The following is a 15,750-nucleotide window of genomic DNA, read 5'->3' as shown; positions in this document are numbered from 1 at the left end:
TTCAGCTCTGATCAAGTTAATGGCTAATCGTATTTTGTATTTATCACCTTACTTTTCACCACAGGGAGATTGATATAAAAAGTGGTTCCAACGCCGGCAACCGAGTTAAAACGAATTAAACCGCCTGCGTTTTCAATTGAATTTTTAACGAACGCAAGCCCAATACCCATTCCTGAGCTCTTGGTAGTAAAATTTGGTGCGAAAACTTTTTCCCGCATTTCGTCAGGAATACCACTACCCGTATCGGAAATTGTGATTGATACCTCATTCTCCGAACCTGTTAAATCTATCATTACTATCCCTTTTTCATCAGTCGGCATGGCCTGCAACGCATTTTTCACCAGGTTGTTAAACGAACGAAGCAGCTGGTCCTTGTCGGCATATATTTGTGTGTTATAATAATTCCATGAGCGAAAAATTACTTCTGCGCTTTCAGTCTCTTTAAAAATATTAACAGTTTGCTCAAGGATCTCTTTTACATCAAAGATCTCATTGCGGGTTTCGGGCATTTTGGCAAAGCTCGAAAACTCTGAAGCAATGAAGGAAAGACTATCAATTTGCTGAACAAAGCTTTTGCTGAATTTTTCGAACTTGTGATCGAAATTCGGATCCTTGTCGCGCCACGAGCGCTCAAGATGTTGAATACCCAAACGCAATGGCGTTAATGGGTTTTTAATTTCATGTGCGATCTGTTTGGCCATTTCCTTCCAGGCATTTTCCCGTTCCGACATGGCCAGCTTATGAGCGCTTACCTCCAGCTCCGAGATCATATTATTGTATTCATTCACCATTGCACCGATCTCATCATTGTTTTGCCATTCAATCGGTTTATTTCGGCCCATTCTTGTGGTCTTAAAGTTTTGAAGCAACATTTCAAGTGGTGCCGTAATGGAATTTGAAAACACAAAAGCAATAATACCAATGGCAAGGAACACGAATGAATAAACATTAATGATCGAACTTAAAAATATAGAGATCTTTGAACGATAATCTTCCTCGTTTTCGAAATAAGGAATATTTATATAGCCTAATATTTTATTTCTAGAGTTAAGTATGGGGGCATAGGCTGAGATATAATTTAGCTTGCCTAGCTGTTCATTCTCGGTAATGTATTCGGTAAACCCGTTTTTGGAAATGTCATAAAACGGTTTCGGATTAATATAATCTGAAATCAACCCTCTGTCGAACAACTTAGGTTGAGTTGAACGGATCAAACGCCCATCGGGACCATAAAGATTTATATCTGAGGAGCTGATCTCGGCAAATGAGGCGAATTTTACCGGAAACTCGTCATTGATAAACAACGAGTCATTTTGGATCAACTGCGCGTTAAAGTTGACACTTGCCAGGTTAATCCGTTCGATGATCAATGCATTCTGCTGATCTTTATACTGTTTGCGAACATTTAACAAGGTTACCCAGCCAATAACAAGAATAGAAACCATTACCGCCATGATCATTGATAACTGAATGCGGGTTTTAAATAACATGTTTATGGAATTGAAAACCTGCTTAAGCTTAAAGTTCAGTAACAGTGAATGATTTTGCCGGACAAAAGAAATGGTGTTTCGGATCAGGAAAATGATGGTTGCGTATAGGATAGCAAAACCTAAAACATAAGAAAATACGGCCAATTCGTTAAAGAAATCATGATTCTTACGGCTAACAACAATGTCGGTATGGTTACCGGCACGATACACCAAGTGATTATAACCATTTAAACTTAAAAAGTAGCTATCCTCAGATCGGAACTTGCTTTTAAACTCCAGGTTGTTAACCCGGTAGGCATAATCACCGCGGTTGATCAACAATTTCCCATTATTATATAATGCGTACGAATAATTTTCGAGCTCCTTATTTACATTCAAATTATTTTCGAGCAGCAACTGCGGATACCTATTACCGTGCTCGGCAAGCTTTGAACTTATGTCGAAGATCAACAGAGCCGGCTTCACCGTATTCTGAATACTCACCACTCCTATATAATGTTGAATACCAGGCAGTCCTTTAGGTTGAAAAAGCGTATCGAGCTTTGACCGATTTTTATTGAAATCAACTTTGTTTTCCGCAAGCATCGATTTTAACTCTGTAACTTCTTTGCTGGCAACGGCTTCTTCAGAGGAGAAGGAAACAGGATAGGTATTAACTTCATACCGCGAAAAATAACCTCCGAAATAAACCTTTTGCAAACGTTCATTTAGCATTAAACGGTTTTTTTCATCAGAAAGGAAATAGTTAATGACCACCGGATCGGTCTTGATCTTCTTCTTAATGTCGGTGAATATAATCTCGGCAATCGGATCGGTTGAATCCTCAAGTTTTAAAGCCAGTAGTTTCCGGTTTTCGCCCTCTTTCTCATTTAATAAGCTGTTGAGGCTTGATGCTACGATCGTAGAAAAAATAAGCAGCACTAAGGTTCGCTCAGGAAAAGCCAAAACGTTTTTTCCTAATCGTGCACTGCGCTCTAAAATCAAGAAAAACAACGCTATTAATAAATAGTAAACGTTATAATTTCCTTTTAAAAGGAAATACACCGTAAATAAAATGATGGAAACCAGGAAAATACCCAGTTTTTCATATTCTGAAAAATTGAACTCATTAAAGAAGGAAACCAGCAAATAGGAGAGCAAAAAGAACGCGTATAATATGAGCCCGGTAATTAGCAGCCCAATAAGGCAGTAACCTCCAATATCAAGCACCTTCGAAAGGTCGAATTCTATGCGGGAGTTTAAAATGACGCCTTCAAAAATTGAGTACTGGAGTTGGCAGATCTTAAAAATGAACAGCAGTAACAGAGCGGTTATAATATATTTCGTTGTTTTTTTGCCATAGGAAAGATCGAAAGGTTTGATCTTTTTAGTGCCATACCAAACAATGCCAAATACCAATAATACATTTAGCATAAGATCGCCTAACGAATTATTGGGATAAGTGGAAGCATAAATGGTGGGGTCAAATAATTTAGTACGATAAAACTCACCGGGAACGCTAAACTCCAGCATAACGACCCGGAAAAGCAGCGGAATAATTACTGCAAAAATAAAGGTGATATGCTTTTTCCCTTTTTCATAAAAGAAATCGCCAAGCAACATTAGCAATACAAATGAGATGGCAATTATGAGGCTCTCAATAACAATTTTGGCTACGGAAATGTCCTGATCCTTTAAAATAGTGTCAATTTTCAGGGCAAATAGCACCATATCAGTTCCAATGGGTACATAAACAACACCTTTTTCTCCAGCATTTGACAATTTAAAATAGGAGGGGATCTTCAGCTCATCCACAAACGAATTTTTGAGGTAACTGTTTTGGAAAGAATACTCTGTTTTTATGAGCATTAAAAACAAACTGGTAGTGCCATTATAGGTTTGTTTGCTTGCATAATACCAACCATTGGAGAGCTTAATAAAGGAATTTCCGTTTTTTATTTCATCGGGGTTGTTAACAATGAGCTGATTGCTACTCCAAAAAATCAGTTTATTATCCTTAAACTGTAACAGATTTATATTTTGATTTTTTAGCCTTTCTAAAATTTCGGTAGTGTTAACCGTTAACGAATTAAGGTTTTTGTCCTTAATAGAACCAGCATAAAAGTTGTCAATGAAGTTTGATTTTTCGGTAATAATGCGGCTGGCCCGGTTGGCAACCATTCTTAACTCTGTATCAGGCTTCGAAAAATAACTAACCGTATAATTAACTATAAACAGCGTTCCTATTAATGTGAGCGTATAGAAAATAAACTTTGCGTTGGTTCTTATCATGCCTCGTAAAAATCAATACTAAAACATAAGCTCATCGTATAAATCGGGCGCCTATGTTTCATAATAACTTCATAAACTTAAAAAATAAACCAACTTTTAAAGAAAAACAAGTTTTATTTATCTGTTGCGAATTAGGACAAAAAAAAAGCAGCTTATTTTGAATAAGCTGCTTTTTGCTATGTGTTTGTTAACGATTATTTTTTTACAGTATCAGTTGCCGGTTGAGCAGCTGGTGCAGCATTGTTAGCTGCTGGTAATTTTGCTGGCGCTTGAGCTGGCATGCTGGTGTTATCAATTTGTTTCTGAATAGCTGATTCACCTTGTTCTGCACTTCTGTTAATGAACATATTGGTAGAAAGGCTTACAACTAATAAACCAATAACTAAGGTCCAGGTTGCTTTTTCAAGAAAATCAGAGGTTTTTTGAACACCCATCATTTGGTTCCCGCCACCGAAAGCCGAGCTTAAACCTCCGCCTTTAGGATTTTGCACTAAAACGATTAATACCAGTAAAATCGCTATTAAAATTGTTAAGATCACTAATGCCGTATACATCTTTCTGCTATAATTATAATTCTGTTTCCTTGTTTAATTGCCTGATAGCTTAGTTCTTAGCTCTAAGTTTCTCAATTTGAGCCGCAAAGTAAGTATTTTTTTCCGGATATTTCAAACACAATTTTTCGTAAACCGAAATGGCTTTCTCAAATAAATGCTGATCGGCATAGACCTTGGCCATCGTTTCGGTCACTATTACGCTACCTTCATTTTGGCTTTTTTCTGCTTTATCTTCAAAGGAAATCTCATTTAATTGAACAGCCCTGATCATTGGCTCCTCGCGAATGAACTTTTCGATGATCTGATCTTCCTTTTTGCGCATATCAAACTCAATAACCACTGTTTGTTCAAGGTCATTCAGGTTTGAAATGTGCAAAGCGTTTTCCAGAAACTCTTTCCCAATATCAGGAGAAACCACTTTTTTAATAGGTTGAGATTGGTCAAGCTTAATATTGTCGGCAGCTTTATTTACTTCCTGCTGCATCCTTCTTATGCGACGCAACCAAAAAGTAAAAGTATGCGGTAATTTATCATCAAGGTTGGCTGCCACTGCAGTATCACCTCTTACTATTAAAGGCATCGGCTCAAAAACCTGTCCTGCTTCAATTTTGGGTTGAGCAACGGTTATGGGTTCTACTGCCTCAATAATTATTTCAGGCTCCTTATCAGTTTCCTTTGGCTTAACATCCTGTTGTAGTTTTAAATTGATAGGAATTTCTAAACTGTCTTTCCAGCGGTGAAACTCTGGAGGTGTTTCAAAACTGTCTTCATCAATCTTTCCATCTTCAGTAGTTGGTGTGGTCTCTTCAGGAGTTAATGATACGCCTATGAACTCTTCAGGCAGGTCATCGCTAACATCAAAATAATCCTTAGGAACGATGGTCTCCGCTGCTGAAGATTCAAAAGGTATTGCCACTTCTTCATCCAAAATTGGTTCCTCCTGAACAGGTTCAGCAGTTACAGTCTCCCATGAAACAGCCGTAGGCTCTTCAATAACCGGTTCGGCAGGAGTTCGAATCGCAGAAGTGAAAAAGTTGTCATTCGGCTCCTCGAACAGCTTGATTGCAACTGGAGGGTTTAAATAGGCATACAAGGCCTCTCTGCTGGTTGCATGAGCCGAGGCAGTATCTCTAAGTGTTTCATAAGCTTTATCGCCGTTTCGCTTGGCAATTTTAGCATGCATAAAATGCAGCGAAGCACAATAAGGATATTTTGCCACCCCCTGCTTAATTGCCGACGCTGAAACACTTGCCGACCCCGTCGGATTAGTAATTGAATTATTGAATTCTTCTACGTTCAAATTTTACCAGTTTGAAAATGCCCTGTTATAAATATCTGTTGTTAACTTATCAATTATAAGCTGATTTAGCTCAATTTGAAATACACCTGATAAGTTTTGAGTTTTTGAAAAGTTCTCAAATTGGGAGAACGATTGTTCAAAGCTTTGCTTTTCATCTTTGGTATTGGTGCATTTTACCTGAACGGTAATAGTAAGCCGGTTCTGTTCAGCGCTACCGGTTTCGCCAGTTGAGCTAAATGCCACCGGTTCAACCCGATATCCGGTAATAGTACCTTCAAAATTAACATCACCAAACCCTTTGGTTAATGCTAATGGCGACTGACGCGAAATCCGATCTTTTAATGATTCGGTAAACTTCTGACTCAGGGTTGGGTCAACCAATGGAGCCCTGTTCTCAAAAAACTGAACCGAATAGGTTTTTACACTAAGCGGAATGGAAGTTCCGGTAAAAGAATAACACCCCGAAAGGGAATGTGCAAAAAGTGTAAAAGCTATTAAATAAACTATTTTCTTCATTATAAATTCAAGCCGGATTTCTCTATAAATTTAACTCTTTAATTTTACGATAAAGGGTACGTTCAGATATTCCCAATTCTGTTGCTGCGTATTTTCGTTTTCCTTTATGTTTTTTAAGTGCCTTCTTTATCAGATCAGCTTCCTGGTCATTCAACGAAAGACTTTCTTCCACTTCCTCAGCCAGGTTAATTGGGTGATAATGCGGCTGTGGTGTATGGGCTACCGGAGCCGGTTCAATATTGATCGGCTGTCGGATCTCTTCGCTTTCAAACGGCTGTACGTCGCTGTAAAGCTTGGTAATGATTTGCGGATTTGATTGAACAATATGATTGATTCCATCGGGATGCTGAATGATCTCCACTACCAATTTCTTTAAATCGGTAATATCCTTTCGCATATCGAATAGCACCTTATATAAGATGTCTCTTTCCGAAAAATCCATTGATTGGCCACCATCTTTTCGAATCATTGGCAAAGTACTCGACTGCTCGGTGGGTAGATAATGACGCAATGTTATAGCATCCACCTCCCGGTTTTTTTCCAAAACAGCAATTTGCTCTGCCAGATTTCTAAGCTGCCTCACGTTCCCCGGCCATGAGTAATTTTCGAGCACTTGTCGTGCATCTTCAGTTAATTGTATCGAAGGGCTACGGTATTTCTCGCTAAAGTCAGCTACAAATTTTCTGAATAATAAATAAACATCTTCCTTGCGCTCACGTAACGATGGAATACGCAGCGGTACGGTGTTAAGACGGTAATAGAGGTCTTCGCGGAATTTCCCTTTTTGAACGGCATCATATACCTCCACATTGGTAGCCGCCACAATGCGAACATCCGTTTTCTGTACTTTTGATGAACCTACCCTTAGATACTCGCCTGTTTCTAAAATGCGAAGTAAACGGGCCTGGGTTCCGAGTGGTAATTCGGCAACCTCATCTAAAAAAATGGTGCCTCCGTTTACTACTTCGAAATATCCTTTTCGATCATCAACAGCATTGGTAAATGATCCTTTTACGTGACCGAATAACTCTGAATCTACCGTTCCCTCAGGGATTGCTCCACAGTTAACCGCTATAAACGGACCATGCTTACGGTGACTGATATTATGGATAATATGAGAAAAGGCCTCTTTGCCCGATCCACTTTCACCTGTTATAAGTACCGAAATATCAGTAGGTGCCACCTGCCGGGCGATATCAATAGCCCTATTCAGCAACGGTGAGTTACCAATTATTCCGAATCGTTGTTTAATTTCTTGTACGTTCATTAATGTGCATCAATAATGAAAGAAGGATTGAATAATTGAATGAAAGAATAAATGCACACTATCAATATGTATTTTTTCTTGCTTTTGCGACTATTGAAAGTATCTCTTCAGTTTCTTTAATCAATGATTCAAGCTTCGTTGCAGGCAAAATGCCTGTCTCTAAAATCACTTCCAGCCAAAAAAGAGACTCATCAGCTTCTTCAACTACTATACTTAATTTCGCAAAGAATTCAGCTTTTGATCGGGCTCTGCAAGCTGCTCGATAATTGGCTCCAACAGAAGATGAAGATCGAAGAAGCTGTTTTCCGATAATATCAGCCTCTGTAGTCTTAGGCAAATGCCTGAATAAGTTAATATTTCTGACTACAAAAGTCTTTGTTCTAGCTTTGAATTCTTTAACGAACTCTTCTTTGTTTGTTTTTTCCATTGTATGATGAATAAGTAGATGATTGATGAATATCGAAAATTAATTTGTCATTCAATCATTCTCTCATTCAATCACTTAACGCTTACTCCATCTTCCCAATCAATGTAGCTGAAGTGCAACGCTCAACCCGTACACTCACATAATCGCCAGGTTTAACGCCTTCAATTACCGGGAAAATTACCATGGCATTCTGGTCATTTCTTCCGCAGAAATCCAGATCTGATTTTTTTGACAGACCTTCAACCAATACTTTTTGAACTTTACCTAATTGTTGCTCCAGGCGAATTTTTGAATGAGCTTGCTGCTTATTGATGATCTCTGTTAATCGTCGATTTTTAACCTCAGTAGGAATATCATCGGTCAGCTTTTTAGCCGCCGGTGTGCCGGGACGCTCCGAGTACATGAACATGTAGGCATAATCATATTGCACAAAATCCATCATGCTCAAAGTCTCCTGATGTTCTTCTTCGGTCTCTGAACAAAAACCAGTTATAACGTCGGTTGAAATAGCACAACCTGGAATAATTCGGCGAATGGCCTCAATACGACCCATGTACCATTCACGGTCATAAGTACGATTCATTAAATCGAGTATCCTGCTATTGCCCGATTGCACCGGCAAGTGAATATACTTACAGATGTTTTCGTATTTGCCCATAGTGTGCAATACTTCATCCGTAATATCTTTAGGATGTGAAGTTGAAAAACGAACACGAACCTCAGGACTTACCAATGCAACCCGCTCCAGAAGTTGAGCGAAATTCACCGATTCAGTGCCTTCTTCATTGCTCCATTTATAGGAGTCGACGTTTTGGCCCAAAAGAGTTACCTCCTTGTAGCCATTATTATATAGATCGCTTACTTCTTTTACTATTGAATGTGCATCACGACTGCGTTCACGTCCGCGGGTAAAAGGCACCACACAAAAAGAACACATATTGTCGCAACCACGCATTATGGAAACAAATGCCGAAATACCGTTACTGGTTAATCGTACCGGATTAATGTCGGCGTAGGTTTCTTCTCTCGACAGGAGTACATTAACTGCTTTGCTACCATCGTCAACCCTTTCGATCAGGTTAGGAAGGTCACGGTAAGCATCAGGTCCCACAACAATATCAACCAGTTTTTCTTCTTCCAAAAACTTAGCTTTTAAACGCTCAGCCATACAGCCTAATACGCCCACCACCATATCGGGTTTGCGCACTTTAGCAACAGCAAACTCTTTTAAGCGATTGCGAACGCGTTGTTCTGCATTTTCTCGGATAGAACAGGTGTTGATAAAGATCACATCTGCTTCCTGATAAGCATTCGTTGTAGTAAAGCCGGTATCGAGCATAATAGAAGCCACGATTTCGGAGTCAGAAAAGTTCATCTGACATCCATAGCTTTCAATATAAAGCTTGCGCCCATTATTTTTGCCCGTTTGGTTTTCTAAAACTAACGCCTCTCCCTGGCGAGCTTCATCGTGTTCTTTTACCGTAATCCCCGTGTTAAACATATCTCTTCACTTATTTAAACTAATCAACTGATTAATCATTTACACCAGGTAGCCATCGCATATTTGATGATTACACCTAATGTATTAAAAATTAGGACCGCAAAAATAAACAAATAACCCGATAAATGACACTTTGGCAGTAAGATTGTCTATTCATATTGTTAAATTACGATAGCCCCTACTCTAATGCGTACAAGAAAGCGGAAAATATTAACCTGGATCGCGATAATTCTTATTGCAGCCATACTCGTTTTGGGTGGAACTGCCTGGTATTTAGATGCGAGGCTGGAACCAATATTAAAAGAGCAATTGCAATCTAAGGTTAGAGAATCATCGAATGGCCTATACCGATTGGAGCTGAAAGGCCTGACGATTAAACTGTTTTTGGGCAGAATTTACTTAACCGAACCGCATCTGATTGCAGATACTGCTCGTTATAAACAATTAAAATCAGCTAATCTGGCTCCACAATCTGTTTTTGATGTTTACTGCCAATCAATAGCCTTAACAGATATTAATTTCTGGAACTTCTATAAAAGCAAAAAGCTAACAACCGGTTTATTATTGGTGAAAGAACCCCGGCTATTGTGGATCAAAGACCTGACGATTCCAGGTATCAAAAAAAAGGAGCCCCCAAAAACGCTTTTTGAACTACTTAAACCGGTTTTTAATTCGATAGCACTGACCGAGATAAAATTTGTTGATGGAGAGGTTGTCTACAAGCGCATCTTCGGAAAAAGGAACACTATTCTAAATGTGGGTAGGTTAACGGTTCTATTAGATGACGTTTTAATTGACTCACTGGCAGAAATAGATAGCACCCGTTTTTTTTACAGCAAGAATATCCGTGTTCGGATAGAGGACCATGAATACTTAAGCCCTAACAAACGATATAAAATAGTGGTTGGTCAGCTGAACTTGGCTACTAACGATTCATCGGTTACGATGCAGAACGTGACCTTAAAACCGCAATACAAAAAGCAAGACTTTGCAAAGATGGTGGGTGAACAAACCGATCGTTTTTCAATAAGTGTAGATTCCATTTCAATTGAAGGACTGCATCTGAAATCATTTCTTTTTGATGAACGAATAATGGCAAATAAGATTTCTATTGTTCGGCCGTTTATTGAGGCTTTTCGTGACAAAAACCTTCCCAATAAAAACCTCAAGGAAAAACTTCTATTTCATGAAATGCTTCAACAGGTTAAACACGAAGTATTAATTAAAAAGATTCAGGTAACTGATGGACGGGTAGAATATGAAGAACTACCTTTGGGACGAGCCAAAAGTGGAACAATATATTTTACCAATTTAAACGCAACACTAACAAACGTTTCAAATTTACTCAACCCGGCTAAGCCAATGATTTCCATAAAAAGCAGTGCGTTTTTGATGGGCTCCGGAGAACTTATCGTTGACTTTAATTTTCCGGTTAACCCAAAAGAGAAAACATTTATAGTAAAGGGAAAGATCAAACCGATGGAACTGAAGCGGATGAATCCGGCACTGCAGAGTCTTGCTTTCGTTCGCATTAAAACAGGTAAGCTCAATAGTATGGATTTTACTATAAAGGCCAATTCGAGTACCTCCAAAACCCGCATGGAATTTTTATATGATGATCTGGAAATTCAGCTATTAAACAAAGAGACCGGAACCACCGAAAATCAAGGCTTTGTTTCAACACTTGTAAATGCGATCATAATTTCAAAGAGTAATCCAATTCCGGAGGTTCCGATACGAATTGCCAATACCACGTACCACCGTGATAAAACCCGATCGGTGTTTAATTTCTTATGGAAAAGCTTGTTCACTGCCTTAAAACCTTCGGTGGGCATAACGGATAACAAAGAAGAAAAAATTAAATCGCTAAAAGAAAAGCAGGTATCCCATAAACTGCGTAAGAAAAAGAAGAAAGAGGATAAGAGCAGGAAAGAACAGATTGAGAAACAGGTTCAGAAAGATTAACCAACCGACAAATAATAAAAAAAGCTACTTCCGTATTAACAGAAGCAGCTTTTATCTTATTTATTCGATTTGAACTTAAACTTTATAGATCCAACCGTGAGTATCAGCAACTGTACCTGATTTAATCGCATCAAGGTGCTTATGAACTTTATTTGAAAAATCACGTCCAGCCGGATCAGGTAAAATATAATCCTTATCGCCATTGGTGATCTGTGCGATCTGGCTGATGGTTGCTGCTGTACCAACGCCAAAAGCTTCAGTAAGACGACCTTCTTCAATAGCCTGAACTACCTCACTAACTGCTACCGGGCGTTCTTCAACTGTCAATCCCCATTCGCGGGCAATTGTTAACACGCTGTCACGGGTTATTCCTTTTAAAATGGTGTCTTTAGCCGGAGGAGTAACCAGTTTGCCATCAATTACAAACATTACATTCATTACACCCGACTCTTCAATAAACTCGTGTGAACTTGAATCGGTCCAGATAACCTGATCAAATCCTTGTTGTTGAGCCAGCATTGCCGGATACATCGATGCTCCATAGTTGGCAGCCGCTTTAGCATAGCCAATACCTCCAGGGCATGAACGAGAATAGGTGGTTTCAAATTTCACTTTAACCGACTTGCTGTAATAAGCGCCTACCGGGCAGGTGAACACAATGAATGTATATTTTGCTGAAGGACGTACTCCAATATATTCGTCAGTTGAAAACATAAACGGACGGATATAAAGAGCGCAATCAGGTTTATTCGGAATCCAGTTATTATCCAATTCAATTAACTGAGCCATGCCTTTCATGAAGATTTCCTCAGGAACAGTAGGCATGCACATACGCTCGGCAGAAATATTGAAACGCTCGAAATTAGCTTCTGGGCGGAAAATGACCGCTTCTCCCTGTTCGTTTTTAAAAGCCTTTAAGCCTTCAAAAATTGATTGTCCGTAATGCAAAGCTGCAACAGCAGGGGTAAACTCAATTGGAGCGTAAGGTTTAATATTAATGTTTTTCCACTCACCATCGCTATATTCAGCAACCAACATGTGGTCTGAGAAAACTTTTCCAAAAGGAAGATCATTAAAATCAACTGAACTGATTTTTGATTTTTCTACCTTTTGAACTTCAATGTTTAATGTTTCTATCATCGCTAATAGTATTGATAAATTTCATGCAAGAATACTCAATTTTCGGCAGCTTTTCTAATTTATCTGCCTCATATGCAGCCTCTCTCGCAATTTTTATGAATTATTTTAAGCCCTTATTTATTGCCGGGAACAAACTCTTCAACCCATTTTTTACCCCAGTCCTCAATCTCCTGCACCGACCATAACTCTGGATAAAAAACTAATTTTTGGAAACGCGGAGGCAAGTACTTTTGCCAGTTTGTGCCACCGGTTGCTTTGATATCTTCGGGATCGCGCTGCATATATCGTACGGCCGATCGGTAATGCATCAATTTCCAATTTACGTTTACATGCGTATCAAAACTGCGTAGCAATTCCCTTAAAGTGCTAACATCTTCACCTTTAGCTTCTAATGCTTTATAAGATTGCCAGAAGTTTTTAGTTTGAACACTTGTCGCCAGGTCGATGAACTTTTGGCTGTATTTCTGCTCAAACTGCTTAAGGGTAAGCGTTTTTTTACCGGTCGAAAGCTCAGTTGCACCCGTTTTCCAGTATAAGTGTTCATACTGATCAGCAACCGTAGCATTTCTCAAGCCTTCTCTTTTCTCGGCCGGAACCAAGGTTAAAAAATCAGAAGCATAGATTTCGATCATGCGGTATTGCCCTGATTGGAAACCACTGGCGGGCAATAATGACATACGGAAAGCCAGGAACTGGTCTTTTTCCATGCCGTCAACCATTACATCGAATGAATCAATAAGCGCCTCGAAATATCGGTTAATACGTTTTAAACGCGCACTGAAGAAGCTTACAGACAAATCAGCTTTATTAGCAATTTGCTCACATTCATGCAAGATCAAATTCAGGTACAGCTCTGTAATTTGATGATACATGATAAAGATCTTCTCATCTGGGAACGGAGTTTTGGGATGCTGAAGGGTTAATAGTGTATCGAGATGAATGTAATCCCAATAGGTAAGAAAATCGGCATAAAGCAAACCATCAAGGTATGAATTCATATCCTGACCCATTGCATCATACTTTTGATACAGCAGTTCGAGCCTCTTTAAAAGTTCGTCAGTTAATTGCATAATAATTTATTGATAGGATTAGGTCGGGCAAATGTAGGGTAAAAAAGCCCGAAGTTAAGTCGTTAAATGCAAAAAGCTTTTTAACTATCTTCGTGGCTGAATGAAATTTAACAAATGAAACTGCCCTTACCACGAAGATCTCAGCTGTTGTTTTCCCCTCAAATTATTTTATCAGGTTATTTATTTAAATGGATCTTTCTTTGCCTGATCATTGGGACAATGGCCGGAACGGCTTCGGCAGGTTTTCTGTTATCACTGAACTGGGTAACCGATTGGCGGGAACAACATTTTTGGCTTATCCTGTTTTTACCTGTTATTGGGCTACTCATCGGCCTTTTATATCATTACTATGGACAAGATGTAACCAAAGGCAATAATCAACTTTTAGAAGAATTCCATAATCCAAAGAATATCATACCATTTAAAATGGCTCCGATGATATGGCTTTCAACCATTCTAACCCATTTGGTAGGAGGCTCAGCCGGTCGTGAGGGAACAGCAGTACAAATGGGAGGTTCACTAGCTGACCAGCTTACCCATTTGTTCAAATTTAAACCACGTGATCGAAAGGTTATTTTAATTGCAGGTATTGCTGCCGGTTTTGCATCCGTTTTTGGTACCCCGCTGGCCGGGACTATCTTTGGGTTGGAGGTTTTATTGGTTGGACAACTAAGCTACGCGGCCATTTTGCCTGCCTTGCTTTCGGCGGTAATTGCCGATCAAACCTGTAAAGCCTGGAACGTTGGACACACACATTATCATATCGACTTAATTCCTGGTTTAAGTGCCCCTGCTATTTTATGGTGTGTTTTGGCAGGCATATTCTTTGGCATAACCGCCATGTTGTTTTCAAAACTAATGCATAAAATTGCCGCTTTTTTTAAAGCGAAAGTTGCTTATGCGCCATTACGCCCATTTTATGGAGGTATAATCTTGTTAATGGTAATAGGATTCATGCATTGGCTGGTTCCTGCATACAGCACCCGCTATCTGGGGCTTGGTATTCCTGTAATTCTCGAATCATTTAAACAGCAGCAAGCATTTATTGACTTTGCCACAAAGGTTTTATTTACGGCATTTACAGTTGGTGTAGGTTTTAAAGGAGGAGAGGTAACTCCATTGTTTTTTATTGGTGCAACCTTAGGCAGCGCTTTATCACTGATCATCCCATTGCCAATTGGCTTGTTGGCCGGAATGGGTTTCGTTTCGGTGTTTTCGGGCGCGGCAAATACCCCACTGGCCTGTATTGTAATGGGCATAGAATTGTTTGGGGCTGAGTCATCTGTTTATATTGCAATAGCCTGTATTGTGGCTTTTCTATTTTCGGGAAACTCTGGCATTTACAGTGCTCAACCCATTGGAACTGAAAAACACATTTTGCTTAAACGGTATTATAGAAAATAGTTGCCTGTTAAAAACTAAGACCTATAAGCAGGGTAAAGTCATTAAAACCAAAGAAATGGCTTTAGCAGAGAAATCGAACTAACGGAAAGTAGGGAATTTCTTGTCGAGTTTTATGATAAGCAGATGCGAACCACAAGAATCACTGAAGTCCTTATTGCAATACTTCATTTAGTAACATATAAAACTTAGTTATTCAATACCCTTACAGCCTTTTTTACGCTAACCATGATGTTTTCTAAGGTCTTTTTGTCATTAGCCGAACATTGATTACATGTATGAATTAGCCCATTAAAATAGTAATCAATATCATTATGATAATCTTCAACTGATGCATAGAATTCATAAGCTAAATTGTCTATAAAAAGACTTTGTTCTTGTTCGGACATTTGATGAAAGTTATCTATGCATTCTTTAGGGTATGATTGCAGGTAAGCTTTTGTGTACCCTCCAACAACTTCACCTAAAGCTCCATCCGATTTTTGTGCAATTACTCGATAAACCTCAAAAAAGAATTCTCGGGTGTTTTCATTTTCCGATTTCAAGCTATCAAGGCATGCAAAAGTTTCATTATTGTCCGCAGGTTTAACTTTACCGTCAAGTATACTTTGTCCAAAAGCCCTGATATCTCCAAGTGGATGAGCTTTTTGAACATTTACCGTGTCATTGGAAAAAAAGTCTTGTTGTGCTGTTTTTTGACTTATCGAATCACGTACCTTAACATCAGTCCTATAGGCCCAATTGCCAGTACAAGCAGAAAATAAAATTGCAAGGAAAAATGAAGATAGATGTGTTTTCATATAACTGCTAACTTAATATTACTTCAACACCTTTTCAAATTTTAACGC

The 15,750-nt window shown here is 39.0% G+C and carries 12 protein-coding genes; 2 read left to right on the top strand and 10 right to left on the bottom strand.

The features are described 5' to 3' along the window. Positions 1 to 23: 23 nt before the first annotated feature. The 7 genes from C3K47_RS00415 to miaB all read right to left on the bottom strand — a co-directional run bounded on the left by C3K47_RS00415 (position 24) and on the right by miaB (position 9,326). Positions 24 to 3,761: a sensor histidine kinase gene (locus C3K47_RS00415; protein WP_103787100.1), complete on the bottom strand. Its 3,738-nt coding sequence runs from the start codon at positions 3,759 to 3,761 to the stop codon at positions 24 to 26. Positions 3,762 to 3,955: 194 nt separating this feature from the next. Then, complete coding sequence (gene secG, locus C3K47_RS00410) at positions 3,956 to 4,315, bottom strand: preprotein translocase subunit SecG (RefSeq protein ID WP_103787099.1); 360 nt, start codon at positions 4,313 to 4,315, stop codon at positions 3,956 to 3,958. A gap of 49 nt (positions 4,316 to 4,364) precedes the next feature. Next, positions 4,365 to 5,615: a hypothetical protein gene (locus tag C3K47_RS00405; protein ID WP_103787098.1), complete on the bottom strand. Its 1,251-nt coding sequence runs from the start codon at positions 5,613 to 5,615 to the stop codon at positions 4,365 to 4,367. Positions 5,616 to 5,618: 3 nt separating this feature from the next. Continuing rightward, on the bottom strand, positions 5,619 to 6,131 hold the full coding sequence (locus C3K47_RS00400; RefSeq protein ID WP_103787097.1) for an LptE family protein: 513 nt from the start codon (positions 6,129 to 6,131) through the stop codon (positions 5,619 to 5,621). Positions 6,132 to 6,153: 22 nt separating this feature from the next. Then, the gene (locus tag C3K47_RS00395) at positions 6,154 to 7,398 is read right to left on the bottom strand and encodes a sigma-54 interaction domain-containing protein (RefSeq protein ID WP_103787096.1); all 1,245 of its coding nucleotides are present in this window, start codon (positions 7,396 to 7,398) and stop codon (positions 6,154 to 6,156) included. Between the two features lie 61 nt (positions 7,399 to 7,459). Then, positions 7,460 to 7,825 carry a four helix bundle protein gene (locus C3K47_RS00390; RefSeq protein ID WP_103787095.1) on the bottom strand — a complete coding sequence of 122 codons (366 nt, stop codon included), beginning with the start codon at positions 7,823 to 7,825 and terminating at the stop codon, positions 7,460 to 7,462. An 82-nt stretch (positions 7,826 to 7,907) separates the two neighbouring features. Beyond that, positions 7,908 to 9,326: a tRNA (N6-isopentenyl adenosine(37)-C2)-methylthiotransferase MiaB gene (gene miaB / locus C3K47_RS00385; protein ID WP_103787094.1), complete on the bottom strand. Its 1,419-nt coding sequence runs from the start codon at positions 9,324 to 9,326 to the stop codon at positions 7,908 to 7,910. A gap of 186 nt (positions 9,327 to 9,512) precedes the next feature. Between miaB and C3K47_RS00380 the strand changes: the two genes are divergently transcribed. Next, a complete protein-coding gene (locus tag C3K47_RS00380) occupies positions 9,513 to 11,291 on the top strand; it encodes a DUF748 domain-containing protein (protein WP_103787093.1) in 1,779 nt (592 codons plus the stop codon). Positions 11,292 to 11,366: 75 nt separating this feature from the next. Here the strand turns inward: C3K47_RS00380 and C3K47_RS00375 are convergent, their stop codons facing one another. Both C3K47_RS00375 and C3K47_RS00370 read right to left on the bottom strand, forming a co-directional pair. Further along, positions 11,367 to 12,431, bottom strand: a complete 1,065-nt coding sequence (locus C3K47_RS00375) for a branched-chain amino acid aminotransferase (RefSeq protein WP_103787092.1) — start codon at positions 12,429 to 12,431, stop codon at positions 11,367 to 11,369. Between the two features lie 113 nt (positions 12,432 to 12,544). Beyond that, on the bottom strand, positions 12,545 to 13,501 hold the full coding sequence (locus tag C3K47_RS00370) for a tryptophan 2,3-dioxygenase family protein (protein WP_103787091.1): 957 nt from the start codon (positions 13,499 to 13,501) through the stop codon (positions 12,545 to 12,547). Between the two features lie 114 nt (positions 13,502 to 13,615). On the opposite strand from C3K47_RS00370, the gene C3K47_RS00365 reads away from it, so the two are divergent. Continuing rightward, positions 13,616 to 14,905, top strand: a complete 1,290-nt coding sequence (locus C3K47_RS00365; protein WP_207765213.1) for a voltage-gated chloride channel family protein — start codon at positions 13,616 to 13,618, stop codon at positions 14,903 to 14,905. 185 nt (positions 14,906 to 15,090) lie between these two features. Here the strand turns inward: C3K47_RS00365 and C3K47_RS00360 are convergent, their stop codons facing one another. After that, complete coding sequence (locus C3K47_RS00360; RefSeq protein ID WP_103787090.1) at positions 15,091 to 15,702, bottom strand: hypothetical protein; 612 nt, start codon at positions 15,700 to 15,702, stop codon at positions 15,091 to 15,093. Between the last annotated feature and the right edge of the window lie 48 nt (positions 15,703 to 15,750).

This window comes from Solitalea longa (genome assembly GCF_002920915.1).
Lineage (GTDB): Bacteria > Bacteroidota > Bacteroidia > Sphingobacteriales > Sphingobacteriaceae > Solitalea > Solitalea longa.
The sequence above is the reverse complement of the archived record's forward strand: the minus strand, read 5'-3'. Positions and strand labels throughout refer to the sequence as shown.

Coding starts and splice junctions, on each gene's coding strand:
- C3K47_RS00395 (WP_103787096.1), bottom strand. CDS start 7,398: ATGAACGTACAAGAAATTAAACAACGATTCGGAATAATTGGTAACTCA.
- C3K47_RS00390 (WP_103787095.1), bottom strand. CDS start 7,825: ATGGAAAAAACAAACAAAGAAGAGTTCGTTAAAGAATTCAAAGCTAGA.
- C3K47_RS00365 (WP_207765213.1), top strand. CDS start 13,616: ATGAAACTGCCCTTACCACGAAGATCTCAGCTGTTGTTTTCCCCTCAA.
- C3K47_RS00360 (WP_103787090.1), bottom strand. CDS start 15,702: ATGAAAACACATCTATCTTCATTTTTCCTTGCAATTTTATTTTCTGCT.
- miaB (WP_103787094.1), bottom strand. CDS start 9,326: ATGTTTAACACGGGGATTACGGTAAAAGAACACGATGAAGCTCGCCAG.
- C3K47_RS00400 (WP_103787097.1), bottom strand. CDS start 6,131: ATGAAGAAAATAGTTTATTTAATAGCTTTTACACTTTTTGCACATTCC.
- C3K47_RS00375 (WP_103787092.1), bottom strand. CDS start 12,431: ATGATAGAAACATTAAACATTGAAGTTCAAAAGGTAGAAAAATCAAAA.
- C3K47_RS00380 (WP_103787093.1), top strand. CDS start 9,513: ATGCGTACAAGAAAGCGGAAAATATTAACCTGGATCGCGATAATTCTT.
- C3K47_RS00370 (WP_103787091.1), bottom strand. CDS start 13,501: ATGCAATTAACTGACGAACTTTTAAAGAGGCTCGAACTGCTGTATCAA.
- C3K47_RS00415 (WP_103787100.1), bottom strand. CDS start 3,761: ATGATAAGAACCAACGCAAAGTTTATTTTCTATACGCTCACATTAATA.
- secG (WP_103787099.1), bottom strand. CDS start 4,315: ATGTATACGGCATTAGTGATCTTAACAATTTTAATAGCGATTTTACTG.